The sequence below is a fragment of the Geobacillus sp. CCR genome, assembly GCF_052906625.1.
This window is the reverse complement of the sequence record NZ_JBREBQ010000017.1, coordinates 1-13,363: the sequence shown is the minus strand read 5'-3', so window position 1 is coordinate 13,363 and position 13,363 is coordinate 1. Positions and strand designations below refer to the sequence as shown.

The following is a 13,363-nucleotide window of genomic DNA, read 5'->3' as shown; positions in this document are numbered from 1 at the left end:
AGGCAAAACACCGTTCATCCGCAATAGGCGGGCGCCGATAAAACATGGAAGGAGCCGGGGGAACATGAGCATGTTTGGAAAAGTCGCCGCCGATGTGCTTGGGCTAAGCGACATCGGCTCGGTTATTCAACCGAAAGACTATGACAAAGTAGATGCCGATGATTATGTGATGCACGAGGATGGAGAAAAAATCTATTTTCTTATCAAATCGAAATCGGATGAGTATTGCTTCACCAACCGCGCGCTCATTCATCTGGACGGCACGAGCGCTGCGAGCAAAAAACGGACGCTGCGCCGCTACGATTACTATAAGCATCCGATTTCCGACGTGTCGCTCGAAACAGCCGGGACGGTCGACTTGGACGCGGAAATCAAATTTAAAATCGGGTCGCACTGCTATTCGATTGATGTGCATAAAAAGCATATTGAGGAATTGAAAGATTTGTATAAATCGCTGCTGGCGATCGCGGAGATTTGCCATGAAAACGAAATGAAATTCCACTATGCTGAGCGGAGTTTGGAACTGGCGGCCAAGGTGTTTGCCAACATGCGCGGCGACGGCGTCAATGTGTCGGCGGATTTTCAGGCCGTGAATGAATACGCTTTTTGCTGGCTGACGGAAGCGAAAAAGAACTATACGGTGAAGGATTTCGGGTTTGTGTTTGACAAATATATTCAACAGTGACGAGATGAAGGTTGTATCGGGGAAAGACGCCGTGCCAGAGGTGGGGCGTCTTTCCTAATTTTTTTAGCGACATATGGAAAAGGAACGTTTCTCCGCAGCCGGAAGAAACTCAAAAGATGAGGTTTGTGGGAATCGATGAATAGGCAACATGGCGGCATTTGACATCGCGGAGCTCGATGCAACGGCGCATGCGGCGTTCCGTACAAAACACGGACACTGGAGCCGAGCTGCCTGACCGCAAAAGTGATCGATGACCGCCTGCCGCCAGCCCACTGTAAATTCACAGTTGTCAAATGCCAGGCCTTGCTTTAATATAAAAATGTCCATATCCGATAACTAAATCAACTCGCAGCAAGGCGCCGAAAAGGCTTAATAGGGAATCCGGTGGGAATCCGGAGCTGTCCCCGCAACTGTCAATGCGGACGAAATGAAATCGCCACTGTACGGACGGATGGCTTGCGCTGTTTTCCGTACGGGAAGGCTTCAGAGTAGGATGAAGCATGAGCCAGTAGACCTGCCTTGCTTGCCGCAGTTTCCGAATCTTCGGGGGGTGAGACGCGGAAACAGTCGCATAGGGCATTGTTGTGCCCATTGGCGGTCTGTTTCGCGCTCATTCCCAGATTTAGGCGGAATGGGCGTTTTTTATTGTACATACATCACTGAAGGGGGAATGACGGATGAAACGTTGGACATGGCCGGCGGTGGTGGCGGTGTTCTTCCTTCTGGCCGCCGTGCTGGTCGGCTGCAGCGGTGGAGCCAATAGCAACGCCCAGCCAGCGAAAAAAGAAGAACCGAAAACGGAACAAGCGGCGTTTCCGGTGACGGTGAAAGACGGGCTTGGCGAGGATGTCACGATCAAAGCGGAACCGAAAAAGATCGTCTCACTCATCCCAAGCAATACGGAAATCGCCTATGCGTTGGGGTTGGGCGATAAGATCGTCGGCGTCAGCGATTTTGACAATTACCCGGAAGACGTCAAAACGAAAACGAAAATCGGCGGCATGGAATTCAACGTCGAGAAAATCATTTCGCTCAAACCGGATCTTGTCTTGGCCCACGCGTCAAGCGCCCATAACTCGCGCGATGGCCTCAAGCAATTGAAAGACGCCGGCATCACCGTGCTTGTCGTGAATGACGCGAAGTCGTTCGACGATGTGTATGCGTCCATCGAATTGATCGGCAAAGCGACCGGGGCGTCGGACAAAGCGAAGCAAGTGATTGATGAGATGAAAGAGAAGCTTGCGCAAATTCAAGAAAAAGCGAAACAAATCCCGGCGGACAAACAAGCGAACGTCTGGATTGAAGTGTCGCCGCCGCCGCAGCTGTATACGGCCGGCAAAGGGACGTTTATGGATGAGATGCTTCAAGTGATTTCAGCGAAAAACGTCGCCGGCAGCTTGGAAGGCTGGCCGATGGTGACGGAAGAAAAAGCAGTGGCCTATAAGCCGGATGTGATCATCACGACATACGGCGGAGCGAAGCAAGTGTTTGCGCGCGCTGCTTGGAAAGACGTGCCGGCGGTGAAAAACAAGCGGGTGTATGACGTCAACACCGACTTAGTAAGCCGCCCGGGTCCGCGCCTTGTCGAAGGGGTCGAGGAACTTGCCAAAGCCGTTTACCCGGATGTGTTCAAGTAAAACGTGGATGTATATATTGGCCGTCACGGCGGCCATGTTATCGTTGCTCGTAGGGATATCGACAGGATCGCTGTCGATTCCCTTTTCTTCTATTGTTCGCATTCTTGCGTCCGAATGGTTTGGTATGCCGCTTCCGTCTGACATTCCGGCCGATTGGGTGCCGATCGTGATGGCGATCCGCTTGCCGCGCGTCGTGCTCGCTTTTTTGGTCGGGGCGTCATTGGCGCTGGCTGGCGCGGCGTTCCAAGGGTTGCTGAAAAATGCGCTCGCCGATCCGTACACGCTCGGCGTCTCGTCCGGCGCCTCGGTCGGGGCGGTGCTCGTCATCTTTCTCGGCTGGCAATGGCCGCTCTTTGGCACGTTCACGCTGCCGATCGTGAGCATTTTATGCGGCATGGCGACGCTTGTCGCCGTTTTGGCGTTCACTCGCGCGGTTGAGCCGCAGCTGTCGGTTGAGACGATCATTTTAGCCGGCATTATCTTCGGCGCGTTTTTCAGCGCCTTCATTTCACTGATGATCGCTTTGACCGGGGAAGAATTGCGGCAAATCATCTCATGGCTGATGGGAAGCGTCGCGATGCGCGGCTGGAAATACAGCGGGCTTTTGTTGCCGTTTTTTCTCATCGGCGCGGCGGTGCTTCTCGCCAACGGCCGCGAGTTGAACGCGTTTGCTTTTGGCGAGGCGGCGGCGCTTCATGTCGGCGTTGATGTTACGCGCCGAAAAGTCATCATTTTGACGGCGGCGGCGCTGCTCACCGGCGCGGCGGTGTCGGTGTCCGGGACGATCGGTTTTGTTGGGCTCGTTGTTCCGCATATGGTTCGGCTTGTGTGCGGGCCAAACTATCGGGTGCTGCTGCCGCTGTCTCTCTTGTATGGCGGTGCGTTTCTTGTGCTTGCCGATGTGGCGGCGCGGACGATCATTGAACCGCGCGAACTGCCGATCGGCGTCATCACCGCGCTGATCGGCGCCCCGCTATTTGCCGTCTTGTTTTTCCGAAAAATGAAGCGAAAGATGGGATGATGATGCTTGAGGTGCGGGCCGTATCGCATCGGTATGGACCAAAGCAAGTGCTTGATCGTGTGACGTTTTCCGTGGAAAAAGGGGAGCTGTTTGGCATCGTCGGGCCGAACGGCAGCGGAAAAACGACGCTGCTGAAACTCATTTGCAAAGAGCTTCCGCTTGCCAGCGGTGAGATCAAGATTCATGGCCAGCCGCTTTTGGCGCTGTCTGCGAAGCAATGGGCGCGGTTTGCCGCTGTCCTGCCGCAGACGGCGGAGGCGGCGCCCGGCTATACGGTGAGAGAAACGGTGGCGCTCGGCCGCTACGCCCATCAGCGCGGCTTGTTTCCGACGTGGACGAAAGAGGATGAAGCGGCGGTTCAAGAAGCGCTTCGTGCGGTCGGCTTGGCTGACAAAATCGATGAGCCGCTTGAGCGGCTAAGCGGCGGCGAGCGGCAGCGCGCCTATTTGGCGCGGGCGCTTGCCCAAAAGCCGCAGCTGCTCTTGCTGGATGAGCCGACGAACCATATGGATGTGAGCGGCCAAGTCCGGCTTTTGGACCGGCTCGCGGAAGCTGCCCGCTCCCGCGATTTGACGGTCGTCGCCGTCTTTCACGATATGAACGTCGCTAGCTTATATTGCGACCGAGTGCTTGTGTTAAAAGAAGGAAAAACAGCGGCGCTTGGAACGCCGACAGATGTGATGACGCCGGCGCTGCTTGAGGAAGTGTTTGCCGCGCCGATTGTGCGTCTGGCTCATCCGGCGGCGGCAAAGCCGATGTTTTCGTTTGTGCCGAAAGGGAAACAAGAAGAATCGTCGGCCGGCGGGCTGCGTTTGTCCTTTCTTGATGACGCCGCTGTTCTGGCCTCCTGCCAGCCGCTTCGCGTCCTGTCCTCGGCATTGATCGGCGCTGGGTTTCAATGGGCGACCCATTTTGTCAACCGCCAAGTCGGGTTGGATTACGATTGCGGCGATGCGGAAGGAGACATGCGCCGCTATTTGGAGCAGCACGGGTTTTCGCCGGAACGAACGATCGGCATGATGACGGCGGTTGACGTCCATGATGCCGTTTGGCTTCAGAAAGAAGGGGAAGCGTTTTCGGTTGCAATCATGACGACCGCTGGCGTCGGCAATGCGGTTGATGCCGCTCGGGCGTGGCAGCATAAGCCGCTTGCGGCAAGGCCGGGAACGATCAATATGGTGATTGTCATTGACGGAGTGCTGACGGAAGCGGCGTTTGTCCAGGCGATGATGACAGCGACGGAAGCGAAGGTAAAAGCGCTCGCCGACTGTTCGGTTTGCGACCTGGAAACAGGGACGCTTGCCACCGGCACGTCGACCGATTCGCTCGCCGTGGCGGCGACGCAAACCGGGCGGACGTTTGCCTATGCCGGAACGGCGACGGAACTCGGGCGCGCGATCGGTCGGCTCGTGTATGAAGCGACGATCGAGGCGCTTGACCGCTACAAGCGGCGGAGGGGGCGGCGATGACGCATTTGCTGGCAATGACGTTGGCTTTGCTGTTGGATGCGCTGCTTGGCGACCCGCGCTGGCTGCCGCACCCTGTGCGCGGGATGGGAACGCTGATTGCGTGGCTTGACCGCCGCTGGAATCAAGGAACAAAGCGGCGGGCGAAAGGGGCGGCGGCCGTGGCGGTCGTGTTGGCCGCTGTTTACGGGGTATCGGCGTTGGTCGTTTATGTGGGCTACGCGCTGTCCGTATACGTGGGGGTGGCGATCGAGGCGGCGCTCATTTTCACCACCATTGCGACCAAAAGCCTCGCTGAAGCGGCTGAGGATGTGCGCCGGCCGCTTGAAGCGGGCAATCTTCCCGAGGCGCGGCGGGCGCTGTCGATGATCGTTGGCCGCGACACCGAGCGGCTCGATGAGGCCGGCATCACCCGCGCCTGCGTCGAAACGGTGGCGGAAAATACGAGCGACGGCATCACGGCTCCGCTCTTTTACGCAGCCTTGGGCGGCGCGCCGCTTGCCATGCTGTACCGGGCAGTGAACACGTGCGATTCGATGCTCGGCTATAAAAATGAAACGTATCGCGAATTTGGCTGGGCGGCCGCCCGGCTGGACGATGCGCTCAACTACATTCCGGCGCGGCTGACGGCGCTCGTGATGGTGTTGGTTTGCGGCGGCCGCCGCCTTCGTTTGGCGCTGTCGATCTTGTTTCGCGATGCCCGCCGCCACCCAAGCCCGAACAGCGGCTGGCTCGAGGCGGCGATGGCTGGATTGCTTGGGGTGCAGCTGGGCGGGACGAATACATATGGCGGCGTCGTCTCTGAGCGGCCGACACTCGGCGATCCCGATGTTCCGCTGCGCTCGGTTCATATTCGCCAGGCGGTCGGCATCATGATCAGAACGGTGCTCGCCTTTACGTTATTGCTGCTATGGATCGGGGGGATGATCGTTGCGTTGGCCGGCGCATGGGGCGAATCCGCTCGCGTTGTATGAGCAATGCGGATTGGCCCCTCCAGACGAATACATTGATTTCAGCGTCAATACGAACCCATATCGCCTGCCGCCGTCGGCTTGGCCGAACGGCGAGGAATGGATTCGCTGGGCCGGTGAGTATCCGGATTCGGAAGCGAAGGCGCTCAGGGAGCTCGTTGCCAAGCAGGAGCAGATTCGACCCGGACAAGTGCTGGTGACGAACGGGGCAGCGGAGGCGATTTATTTGTTGGCCGCGCTGCTTGCCGGCCGGCGCGTCGGCATCTTGGAGCCGACGTTTTCCGAGTATCGGCGCGCCTGCCTTGCTTACGGATGCGAAGTCAAGTCTTTGCTGGCAGAGGAAAGCCGCGGTTTTTCGTACGACATTGACCAAGCGGCGGCATGGGCGGCGGAATGCGACGCGGTTTTTTTCTGTCATCCGAACAATCCGACCGGAACCGTGATGCCGGAGCGTGATCTCCGCTCGCTCGTCGCTGCAGCGGACCAAGCGGGGACGTATATCGTGGTGGATGAGGCGTTCTATCCGTTTTGGCGCGGCGGATTTACAGCCATGCGTTGGCTGGATCGCTATCCGCGCCTCATTGTGCTTCGATCGTTGACGAAAATTCATCATCTGGCCGGCGTGCGCCTTGGTTATGTCGCTGCCGACGAGGCGGTGATCGCTTCGCTGAAAACGCATCAGCCGCCATGGAGCACAAACTGCATCGCCCAACAATTGGCGCTTCGTTTCATGGCGATGGAATCGTTTGTCAAGTGGACGAAAGAACGGATCGCCGCCGAGCGGGAGCGCGTGTTTCGGTCGCTGCCGGCCGGCCGGTATGCCGTCTCGCCGTCGGTCGTCAATTTTTACTTGCTGCGTCCGCTCTCCGGACGGACAGAGGATTTGTTTTTCTATTTATTGCAGCAAGGAATCGTCCCGCGGCATACAATGAATTTTCCTGGACTGGACGGACGTTACGTGCGGCTTGCGGTCAAAACGCAGGTGGAAAACGATCGGCTTCTTGAAGCGCTTGCGAGGTGGAGCGGATGATGGTGTTTGTCAGCGGCGCCGCGCGCAGCGGAAAAAGTGAAGCGGCGGAAATATGCGCCATCCGGCTTTCTCGCGGCGGTCGGCTTCACTATATCGCCACCGCGCAGGCAATGGATGAAGAAATGACGGAGCGCATCCGCCGTCATCAAGAGCGGCGCGCGGCGCAGGCCGCGCATTGGACAGTGTGGGAAGCCCCGTTCTCTTCTCAGGAGATTGCCGCTTCCTTGCACCCTGATGATGTTGTTCTGCTTGATTGCTTGACCACATGGCTCGCCCACGAGCTGTTCTTTGGTGAAAATTGGAAAACAGACGCAACCGCTCAAGCTGTTGCTTGCCGCATGCTCGATGAAGTGCGGGCGTGGGCGGATGCCTGCCGTGCGGTCGTGATTGTATCGAACGAGCTGTTTGCCGGGGGTGTTCCGGATGATCCTGGCACATTTCGCTACATGAAAACGCTTGGCTTGCTTCACCAACAGTTGGTCGCGGAAGCGGCGGCCGCCGCGGTCGTTGAATGCGGCCTTCTCCGCGTGAAAAAAGGGCGGTGGCCGGGATGAAGCAAGCATGGAACGGATGGTTGTTGGCGCTGCAGCTGTTTACCACGATCCCGATTCGGCGCTCGATCGCATGGAACGCCGCCCATGTCCGCTGGCTCGTGCGCTGTATGCCGCTTGCGGGGGCGCTGATCGGGGCGCTTTCGGCCGGAGTGTATGCACTCTTTTCCACGTTTTCATTCAGCTCGCCGCTTGTTTGGGCGCTTCTTCTTCTTTGGCTCGGCATTTGGATGGCCGGGGGGATGCACGCTGACGGCTTTATGGATGTGAGCGACGCGTTTTTTTCGTACCGCGACGTCAAGCGGCGGCAAGAGATCATGTCCGATCCGCGCGTCGGCGCGTTTGCGGTGTTGTCGCTTATTTGTTTGTTGTCATTTCGTTGGCTGTTTCTGTACGAATCGCTCCAGACAGGCATTCCGCCGGCGCTGTTCGCCGCCGTTCCGCTGTTGTCGCGGGCCGGGGCTGCCTGGCTTCTTTCCGTCGGCAAGCTGGCAAAGCCGACAGGAATGGCTGCATCGCTTCGCGAATATAGTTCATGGCGTGATGCCATTTGGGCGCTTGGACTCGCTTTTGTATTGCTTTCGCTTCTTTGTGCATCCACCGCCATTTCGGTGCAAACAGGGGCGGCGCTGGCTGCAGCGGCTGTCGTTTTGGCGGCGGCGGCAAAGCCGTGGGCGGAAAAACAGTTTGGCGGCATCACCGGTGATGTGCTCGGCGCGCTGATCGAAGGAGGAGAGACGGTGCTATGGGGCGTCATTTGGCTCTTACACTCATCCGTCATGGGATGACGGAACAAAACCGACGTCGGGCGTATATCGGCTGGACGGACGCGCCGCTTGCGGCCGCGGAGCGCAATCGGTTGTGCCGCTTGCAGCTTGAGCGGCCGTATCCGGTCGACTGCATGGTTACAAGCGACCTTCACCGCTGTCGAGAAACGGCCGCCTTGCTGTTTGGCGGACGCGGGGCAGATTGGTGCACCAGCCGTTGGCGCGAGCTTCACTTTGGCGCTTGGGAAGGAAAAACGTTTGCTGAGCTGGAAGCGGAGCCCGCCTACCGCCAATGGCTTGCGTCGCCCTTTTCTGCGGCGCCGCCCGGCGGGGAGCGTTATGCCGACTTTCAAGCGCGCATCAAACAGGCGCTTGCGGAGACGATTGCTTTCGCTGAGCGGGCGGGCGCCCGTCATGTGGCTGTCATCACCCATGGCGGCCCGATTCGCCTCCTGCTCGAGCAGTATGCGCCCGATGCTCGTTCGTTTTGGGAATGGGAGGTGCCATTTGCCGGCGGATATACATTGGAATCGACGATCGAGCGTTGGAAAGGGGGAGAGCGGTGCATTTCGTTATCGGTGGTGCGTTTCAAGGAAAACGAAAATGGGTGAGGGAACGGTATGGAATAAATGATGGGGTTCATATTGTATGGCATAACGGTTATGTGGAGCCGTATAGGCCGCCGGATGGCATCGAAACGGCAAAAACGGTCGTCTTTGACGGGTTGGAAGCCGCCATCCGCCCCCGTCCGGACCCAGACGAGTGGGAATCCTATTTCCGCGCTTGGCAGCGGTGGGAAGCGGCAGCGCCTAACCGCACGGTCGTTTGGATCGGCACCGATGTGACGCAAGGCGTTGTTCCGGTTGATCCGCAAGAGCGGCGCTGGCGCGACGCCGTGGGAATGTGCTACCAGCGACTAGCTTCCTTGTGCTGCCGCGTCGACCGGCTTTGGTGCGGACTGGCGGAACAATTGAAATAAGGGGGAGAGGAACAGTGAAATTGTATACGCGAACAGGAGACCAAGGGAAAACGAGTTTAGTCGGCGGGCGCGTGGACAAAGACCATTTGCGCGTCGAGGCGTACGGAACGATTGACGAGGCGAATTCGTTCATCGGATGGGCGCTTGCGTTATTGGCCGGCGATGAACGGTTTCGCGACCTTTGCGCTGAGCTGCAAAAAATCCAGCACGAGCTGTTTGACTGCGGCGGCGACCTGGCCATCGTCAACGGCAAGCTTCCGTATAAGGTGACCGAGGCGATGGTCACATTTTTAGAAGAGCGCATTGATGCGCACGTGCAAGAAGCGCCGCCATTGCAAAAATTCATTTTGCCGGGCGGCTCCAAGGCGGCTGCGGCGCTCCATATGGCGCGTACGGTGGCAAGACGGGCGGAGCGGTGCATCGTTTCCTTGCAAAAAGCGGAGCCGATCAACGATGTTGTGCTCAAATATATGAACCGCCTGTCCGATTATTTGTTCGCCGCTGCCCGGGTCGTGAACGCGCGTTTAGGGGTGAAGGACATCGAGTATGAACGGAGCGCGATTGTGTTCCGCGACAAGGAGGAGAAACAATGAACCGCCGCTTGGCTTGGACGGCCGTTTGTTTGGCGCTTTCGGCGATCGGATCGTTCATCAAGCTGCCGACGTTTGTCGGCAGCATCGCTTTGGACAGCGCACCGGCGCTTGTCGCCGCCGGGGTTCTTGGCCCGCGCGCCGGAGCGGCGGTCGCTGGGCTTGGGCATTTGGTTTCGGCGTTGATCGGCGGTTTTCCGCTCGGCCCAGTTCATTGGTTTGTCGCTCTTGAAATGGCGGGGCTTGGCGCCCTGTTCGCCGTGCTGCATCGGCGGGGATGGAAAATCGGCAGCGCTGTCGTCTTTTTCATCGGCAATGCGTTTTTGGCGCCGTTGCCGCTTGCCGTTTCGTTCGGCTGGCCGTTTGTTTTTGCCGTCATTCCGCCGCTTTCGGCAGCCGCGGCGGTCAACGTGTTGATCGCTTTGGCCGTCATGCCGGTTGTCGTCCGGTTGGCGGCGAAAGCGGGGGTGGAGGCGCCGCATGCGTGATGTGCTTTTCCTTCCGTTTGCCGACGGCATGGAGCTCGCCGTTGCGGCCGACGGTTCGGCGGCGGTCGGGGACAAGCCGGGTGATGCGGTGTCCGTCTCGGTGGATGTTGTTGCGTATTTTTCCGCCCGCGTTGCCTTGATGGAGCTGTTGAGCGTCGGAGCGGAAGCGAGGGTCGTCGTGCTGCAAAACTTCATCGCTGATGACCGGTGGGAAGCTCTTTGCCGCGGTGTCAGGAGAACGTGCCGCGAGCTGGGGATCGATCTCCCGATCACCGGCAGCACGGAATCGAATTTTCCCACCGTGCAGTCGGCGCTTGGAGTGACGGCCATCGGGACGGTGGCCAACGAACGGAAACGAATCGGCATCACACCCGAAGAGGCGAAGTTTGCCGTCATCGGCCGTCCTCTCGTCGGCTCGGCCGTGCTTTCGCATCCGGAATGGGTTGCGCCGCTTCCGCTGTTTGCCGCGCTTCTCCGCACACCATACATTTACGAATTGATTCCCATCGGCTCGAAAGGTATTTATTACGAATGGACACAGCTGTTAGCCGCTAACGGCCGCCAAGGGCGGGCCTGCGCATGCCCGCTTCCGCTCTTTTCCTCCGGCGGCCCGGCGACGTCGGTGCTTGTCAGTTATGATCCAGATGGCGAACGTGAAATCAAAAAGCAAGCCGGCTCTCTCTTTTTTCCACTGCACGTCGAGTGGTAAAAGCCGGCTGCTTTTGGTGAAAAAATCATTCCCTTTTTCGCTCGGACCCGTTATCATGAAGATAATGGGATTTTTTTGTCGTGGTCCATGGAGGAGATAGGGGGAGAGAAGCGATGGACCCCGTCTTTGAACAGTTGTATGAAAAGTACCATCATGATTTGTTTAATTTTTTATTCTACATGGTGCGGAATCGAGAGCAGGCCGAAGATTTGGTTCAGGAAGTGTACGTCAGAGTGCTGCGCTCATACAAACGATTTAAAGGGCAGTGCAGCGAAAAAACGTGGCTGCTGTCCATTGCGCGCCATGTGGCCATTGATTTTTTTCGCAAGCAAAAACGCCGACGCCAATGGGCTGGTTCGGCGGAATGGAGCGAGGAACAAATCGGCGCCGACGAGCCGATTCCTGAGGAAATGGCGATTCAAAAAGAGGAAATTCAGCTTATGTACCGTGGTTTGGCGCGCTGCACGGTTGATCAGCGGCTTGTGCTCGTCCTTCGATTCATCCAGTCGCTGTCGATCGCGGAAACGGCGGAAGCGCTCGGCTGGACGGAAAGTAAAGTGAAAACAACGCAGCACCGCGCACTAAAGGCGCTCAAGCAATATATGGAGGAAGAGGCAAAACAGGAGGGGTGGCGGTGTGAAAAAGCTCAATTGGAATGAGCGATGCATTGAACATGGCCTTGAACAGTTGCCCGTCATCAAAGACCGGCGCACGAAAGAAGAAGTGTATGTCCGGCTGGTGCGCGCTCAGCGGATGGCGCGCTGGAAGCGGCGTTGGCTCCCAGCGGTTGCATCGGCGGCCGTGCTTGCATTGGCGGTTTATGCCGGTCCGCATTTTATCGTTCCAACACGTTCGGACAAAAACGAGGCTTCCTCATCCCCTGTTCAGACGCTAGAGGCGGATGGCGCTTCCTCTCACCCAAAAGCGATGATGGCCGCCAGCGAACCGGCGAATGCAGTGGTGATTGCCTTGCCCGATGAGCGAATCGGCCAAGTGGTGCCAGTGGTTGTTCCCCTTCCTGGCCGTTTTGCGCCGAAAGAACGGCTGTCCGCGGCGCTCGGTGAGCTTGCCCGTTCCCCGTTGCGTGAGGCGTCCGCGTGGCTCGACGGTGTGAAGATGGCCCCGGCGGCAGGCGATGGGCGCGTATGGGTTGTTCGCGTTCCAGCGAGCCATCGCGTGTTTGCCGCCAGCCATGAGGAACAGCGCCTCTTTTTCGACGCGGTCATGGAAACAGTGCGGCAGATGGGCGGGCGAAGCATCCGCTTTTTCACTGGGGAGGAGGAGGGGCTCGATTTGCCAGTGTTGGGTCGTCTAAAAACGACAAAAATCAATGAGCAGAAGCGAATGTATTATCAAAACCGCTCCTCCTCCTTCGGCTATCCGGTGCTCATCCCGGCGCTAGGCAGCGCCCGCTCGTTTCCTGAGGCGCTGCAGCAGATGAAAAAATCGACGATCCACGGGCTTGAGCCGGCCATTCCACCAGGGGTGGAAGTTGATTCGGTCGATGTCGATGCGCGCCATGCTACGGTCCGGCTTCATTTGTCCGCTCGACCAAGCGCGGAAGAAGCGGCGAGCATGGCGGAGGCCGTGCTGCTGACGGCGAAAGAGTTTGGGCTGCTTGACGTCACATTCGAATCGAGCGGGTTATCGACTCTTGGCCCGTATCCGCTTGGGAAGCCGATCAACGTGCCGGCCGGACCGAACGCCGCGTTGCTGGCAACCGGCCCGTAGCCGCCAGCGTGAGCTCTTAGCGGTTTTTAGACGGTATCATTTTGTTACAGAAAATGCCGTCTGAAAGCCCACGGTTTGAATCGTGGGATGAAAGACGGCGTTGCTCGGTAATCTCTTCATGGGATTGCTTAGAGCAACCATTTTTTATCTTTAATTGTTTGAGTATGACCATTAAACTGATACAATTAATAATATGGAACAAAAATATCGAAGAACGAAAACAACTGTATCGTTGATTCACTATCATTTTGTTTTTTGCCCGCGTTATCGAAGAAACGTGTTAGTGAACAAAGTGGAAGAGCGATTCAGGCAGTTAGTAGAAGAAATTTGCCAAGAGAATGATGGGGTCATCCTTGCGATGGAAGTGATGCCTGATCATTGTCATTTGTTCTTGAATGGCCTCCCTTCTGATTCTCCATCAGATATGATGGCAAAAGTGAAAGGAGTGACTTCCCGACGATGAAGGGAAGAATTTCAACACTTGTCTCATCTGCCAAGTCTTTGGACACGCTCTTTCTTCGTGAGTACAGCAGGGAATGGATCAAGCGAAACCATCAAACATTATGTGGAATCTCAAAAGAAAAGGGGGTGAACCCATGCCGACGATCACACTAAGGCTGGAACTGCACAACCCAACGAAAGTCAAACAGGAAATGTATGAACGGATGACAGAAGTGAACACAGAGTTTGCGAATTGGCTGTTGGATCATCCAGAACTGAATCAAGCGACGAGTAAAA

The 13,363-nt window shown here is 57.4% G+C and carries 15 protein-coding genes, 2 pseudogenes and 1 riboswitch; all 17 genes and pseudogenes read left to right on the top strand.

Features of this window, described 5'->3' with window-relative positions:
• Positions 1 to 70 precede the first annotated feature (70 nt).
• Complete coding sequence (locus ACVBDQ_RS10270; protein WP_069304619.1) at positions 71 to 685, top strand: PH domain-containing protein; 615 nt, start codon at positions 71 to 73, stop codon at positions 683 to 685.
• Positions 686 to 1,022: 337 nt separating this feature from the next.
• Positions 1,023 to 1,221, top strand: a riboswitch (cobalamin riboswitch).
• 141 nt (positions 1,222 to 1,362) lie between these two features.
• The gene (locus tag ACVBDQ_RS10265; RefSeq protein WP_011231749.1) at positions 1,363 to 2,322 is read left to right on the top strand and encodes an ABC transporter substrate-binding protein; all 960 of its coding nucleotides are present in this window, start codon (positions 1,363 to 1,365) and stop codon (positions 2,320 to 2,322) included.
• On the top strand, positions 2,288 to 3,343 hold the full coding sequence (locus tag ACVBDQ_RS10260; protein WP_011231748.1) for a FecCD family ABC transporter permease: 1,056 nt from the start codon (positions 2,288 to 2,290) through the stop codon (positions 3,341 to 3,343). The genes ACVBDQ_RS10265 and ACVBDQ_RS10260 overlap by 35 nt, the downstream gene beginning before the upstream one ends.
• Positions 3,340 to 4,812: an adenosylcobinamide amidohydrolase gene (locus ACVBDQ_RS10255; RefSeq protein ID WP_011231747.1), complete on the top strand. Its 1,473-nt coding sequence runs from the start codon at positions 3,340 to 3,342 to the stop codon at positions 4,810 to 4,812. The genes ACVBDQ_RS10260 and ACVBDQ_RS10255 overlap by 4 nt, the downstream gene beginning before the upstream one ends.
• On the top strand, positions 4,809 to 5,783 hold the full coding sequence (gene cbiB / locus ACVBDQ_RS10250; protein ID WP_069304390.1) for an adenosylcobinamide-phosphate synthase CbiB: 975 nt from the start codon (positions 4,809 to 4,811) through the stop codon (positions 5,781 to 5,783). The genes ACVBDQ_RS10255 and cbiB overlap by 4 nt, the downstream gene beginning before the upstream one ends.
• Complete coding sequence (cobD, locus tag ACVBDQ_RS10245; RefSeq protein WP_011231745.1) at positions 5,740 to 6,810, top strand: threonine-phosphate decarboxylase CobD; 1,071 nt, start codon at positions 5,740 to 5,742, stop codon at positions 6,808 to 6,810. The genes cbiB and cobD overlap by 44 nt, the downstream gene beginning before the upstream one ends.
• The gene (locus ACVBDQ_RS10240; protein ID WP_011231744.1) at positions 6,807 to 7,364 is read left to right on the top strand and encodes a bifunctional adenosylcobinamide kinase/adenosylcobinamide-phosphate guanylyltransferase; all 558 of its coding nucleotides are present in this window, start codon (positions 6,807 to 6,809) and stop codon (positions 7,362 to 7,364) included. Before cobD ends, ACVBDQ_RS10240 begins: the two co-directional genes overlap by 4 nt.
• Positions 7,361 to 8,149: an adenosylcobinamide-GDP ribazoletransferase gene (locus tag ACVBDQ_RS10235; RefSeq protein WP_011231743.1), complete on the top strand. Its 789-nt coding sequence runs from the start codon at positions 7,361 to 7,363 to the stop codon at positions 8,147 to 8,149. Before ACVBDQ_RS10240 ends, ACVBDQ_RS10235 begins: the two co-directional genes overlap by 4 nt.
• The gene (locus ACVBDQ_RS10230; RefSeq protein WP_014196225.1) at positions 8,107 to 8,739 is read left to right on the top strand and encodes a histidine phosphatase family protein; all 633 of its coding nucleotides are present in this window, start codon (positions 8,107 to 8,109) and stop codon (positions 8,737 to 8,739) included. Before ACVBDQ_RS10235 ends, ACVBDQ_RS10230 begins: the two co-directional genes overlap by 43 nt.
• Positions 8,691 to 9,107 (top strand): bifunctional adenosylcobinamide kinase/adenosylcobinamide-phosphate guanylyltransferase, encoded by a 417-nt coding sequence (locus ACVBDQ_RS10225; protein ID WP_011231741.1) that lies wholly within the window; start codon positions 8,691 to 8,693, stop codon positions 9,105 to 9,107. The genes ACVBDQ_RS10230 and ACVBDQ_RS10225 overlap by 49 nt, the downstream gene beginning before the upstream one ends.
• A 14-nt stretch (positions 9,108 to 9,121) precedes the next feature.
• The gene (locus ACVBDQ_RS10220) at positions 9,122 to 9,700 is read left to right on the top strand and encodes a cob(I)yrinic acid a,c-diamide adenosyltransferase (protein ID WP_011231740.1); all 579 of its coding nucleotides are present in this window, start codon (positions 9,122 to 9,124) and stop codon (positions 9,698 to 9,700) included.
• Complete coding sequence (locus ACVBDQ_RS10215) at positions 9,697 to 10,185, top strand: ECF transporter S component (RefSeq protein ID WP_011231739.1); 489 nt, start codon at positions 9,697 to 9,699, stop codon at positions 10,183 to 10,185. The genes ACVBDQ_RS10220 and ACVBDQ_RS10215 overlap by 4 nt, the downstream gene beginning before the upstream one ends.
• Positions 10,178 to 10,894, top strand: a complete 717-nt coding sequence (locus ACVBDQ_RS10210; RefSeq protein ID WP_015375286.1) for an AIR synthase related protein — start codon at positions 10,178 to 10,180, stop codon at positions 10,892 to 10,894. Before ACVBDQ_RS10215 ends, ACVBDQ_RS10210 begins: the two co-directional genes overlap by 8 nt.
• Positions 10,895 to 11,007: 113 nt before the next feature.
• A complete protein-coding gene (sigX, locus tag ACVBDQ_RS10205) occupies positions 11,008 to 11,553 on the top strand; it encodes an RNA polymerase sigma factor SigX (RefSeq protein WP_011231737.1) in 546 nt (181 codons plus the stop codon).
• Entirely contained in the window at positions 11,531 to 12,625 is a 1,095-nt protein-coding gene (locus ACVBDQ_RS10200) for a GerMN domain-containing protein (RefSeq protein ID WP_011231736.1), read from the top strand. Before sigX ends, ACVBDQ_RS10200 begins: the two co-directional genes overlap by 23 nt.
• Before the next feature lie 193 nt (positions 12,626 to 12,818).
• Positions 12,819 to 13,217: pseudogene (gene tnpA / locus ACVBDQ_RS10195) on the top strand (IS200/IS605 family transposase).
• Positions 13,218 to 13,221: 4 nt separating this feature from the next.
• Positions 13,222 to 13,363: pseudogene (locus ACVBDQ_RS10190) on the top strand (RNA-guided endonuclease TnpB family protein); the annotation flags it as partial.

Bases quoted from the DNA above. Each gene is read 5' to 3' on its own strand.
- ACVBDQ_RS10215 (WP_011231739.1), top strand. From the start codon at position 9,697: ATGAACCGCCGCTTGGCTTGGACGGCCGTTTGTTTGGCGCTTTCGGCG.
- ACVBDQ_RS10270 (WP_069304619.1), top strand. From the start codon at position 71: ATGTTTGGAAAAGTCGCCGCCGATGTGCTTGGGCTAAGCGACATCGGC.
- ACVBDQ_RS10255 (WP_011231747.1), top strand. From the start codon at position 3,340: ATGATGATGCTTGAGGTGCGGGCCGTATCGCATCGGTATGGACCAAAG.
- ACVBDQ_RS10240 (WP_011231744.1), top strand. From the start codon at position 6,807: ATGATGGTGTTTGTCAGCGGCGCCGCGCGCAGCGGAAAAAGTGAAGCG.
- ACVBDQ_RS10265 (WP_011231749.1), top strand. From the start codon at position 1,363: ATGAAACGTTGGACATGGCCGGCGGTGGTGGCGGTGTTCTTCCTTCTG.
- ACVBDQ_RS10210 (WP_015375286.1), top strand. From the start codon at position 10,178: ATGCGTGATGTGCTTTTCCTTCCGTTTGCCGACGGCATGGAGCTCGCC.
- cbiB (WP_069304390.1), top strand. From the start codon at position 4,809: ATGACGCATTTGCTGGCAATGACGTTGGCTTTGCTGTTGGATGCGCTG.
- ACVBDQ_RS10230 (WP_014196225.1), top strand. From the start codon at position 8,107: ATGGGGCGTCATTTGGCTCTTACACTCATCCGTCATGGGATGACGGAA.
- sigX (WP_011231737.1), top strand. From the start codon at position 11,008: ATGGACCCCGTCTTTGAACAGTTGTATGAAAAGTACCATCATGATTTG.
- ACVBDQ_RS10235 (WP_011231743.1), top strand. From the start codon at position 7,361: ATGAAGCAAGCATGGAACGGATGGTTGTTGGCGCTGCAGCTGTTTACC.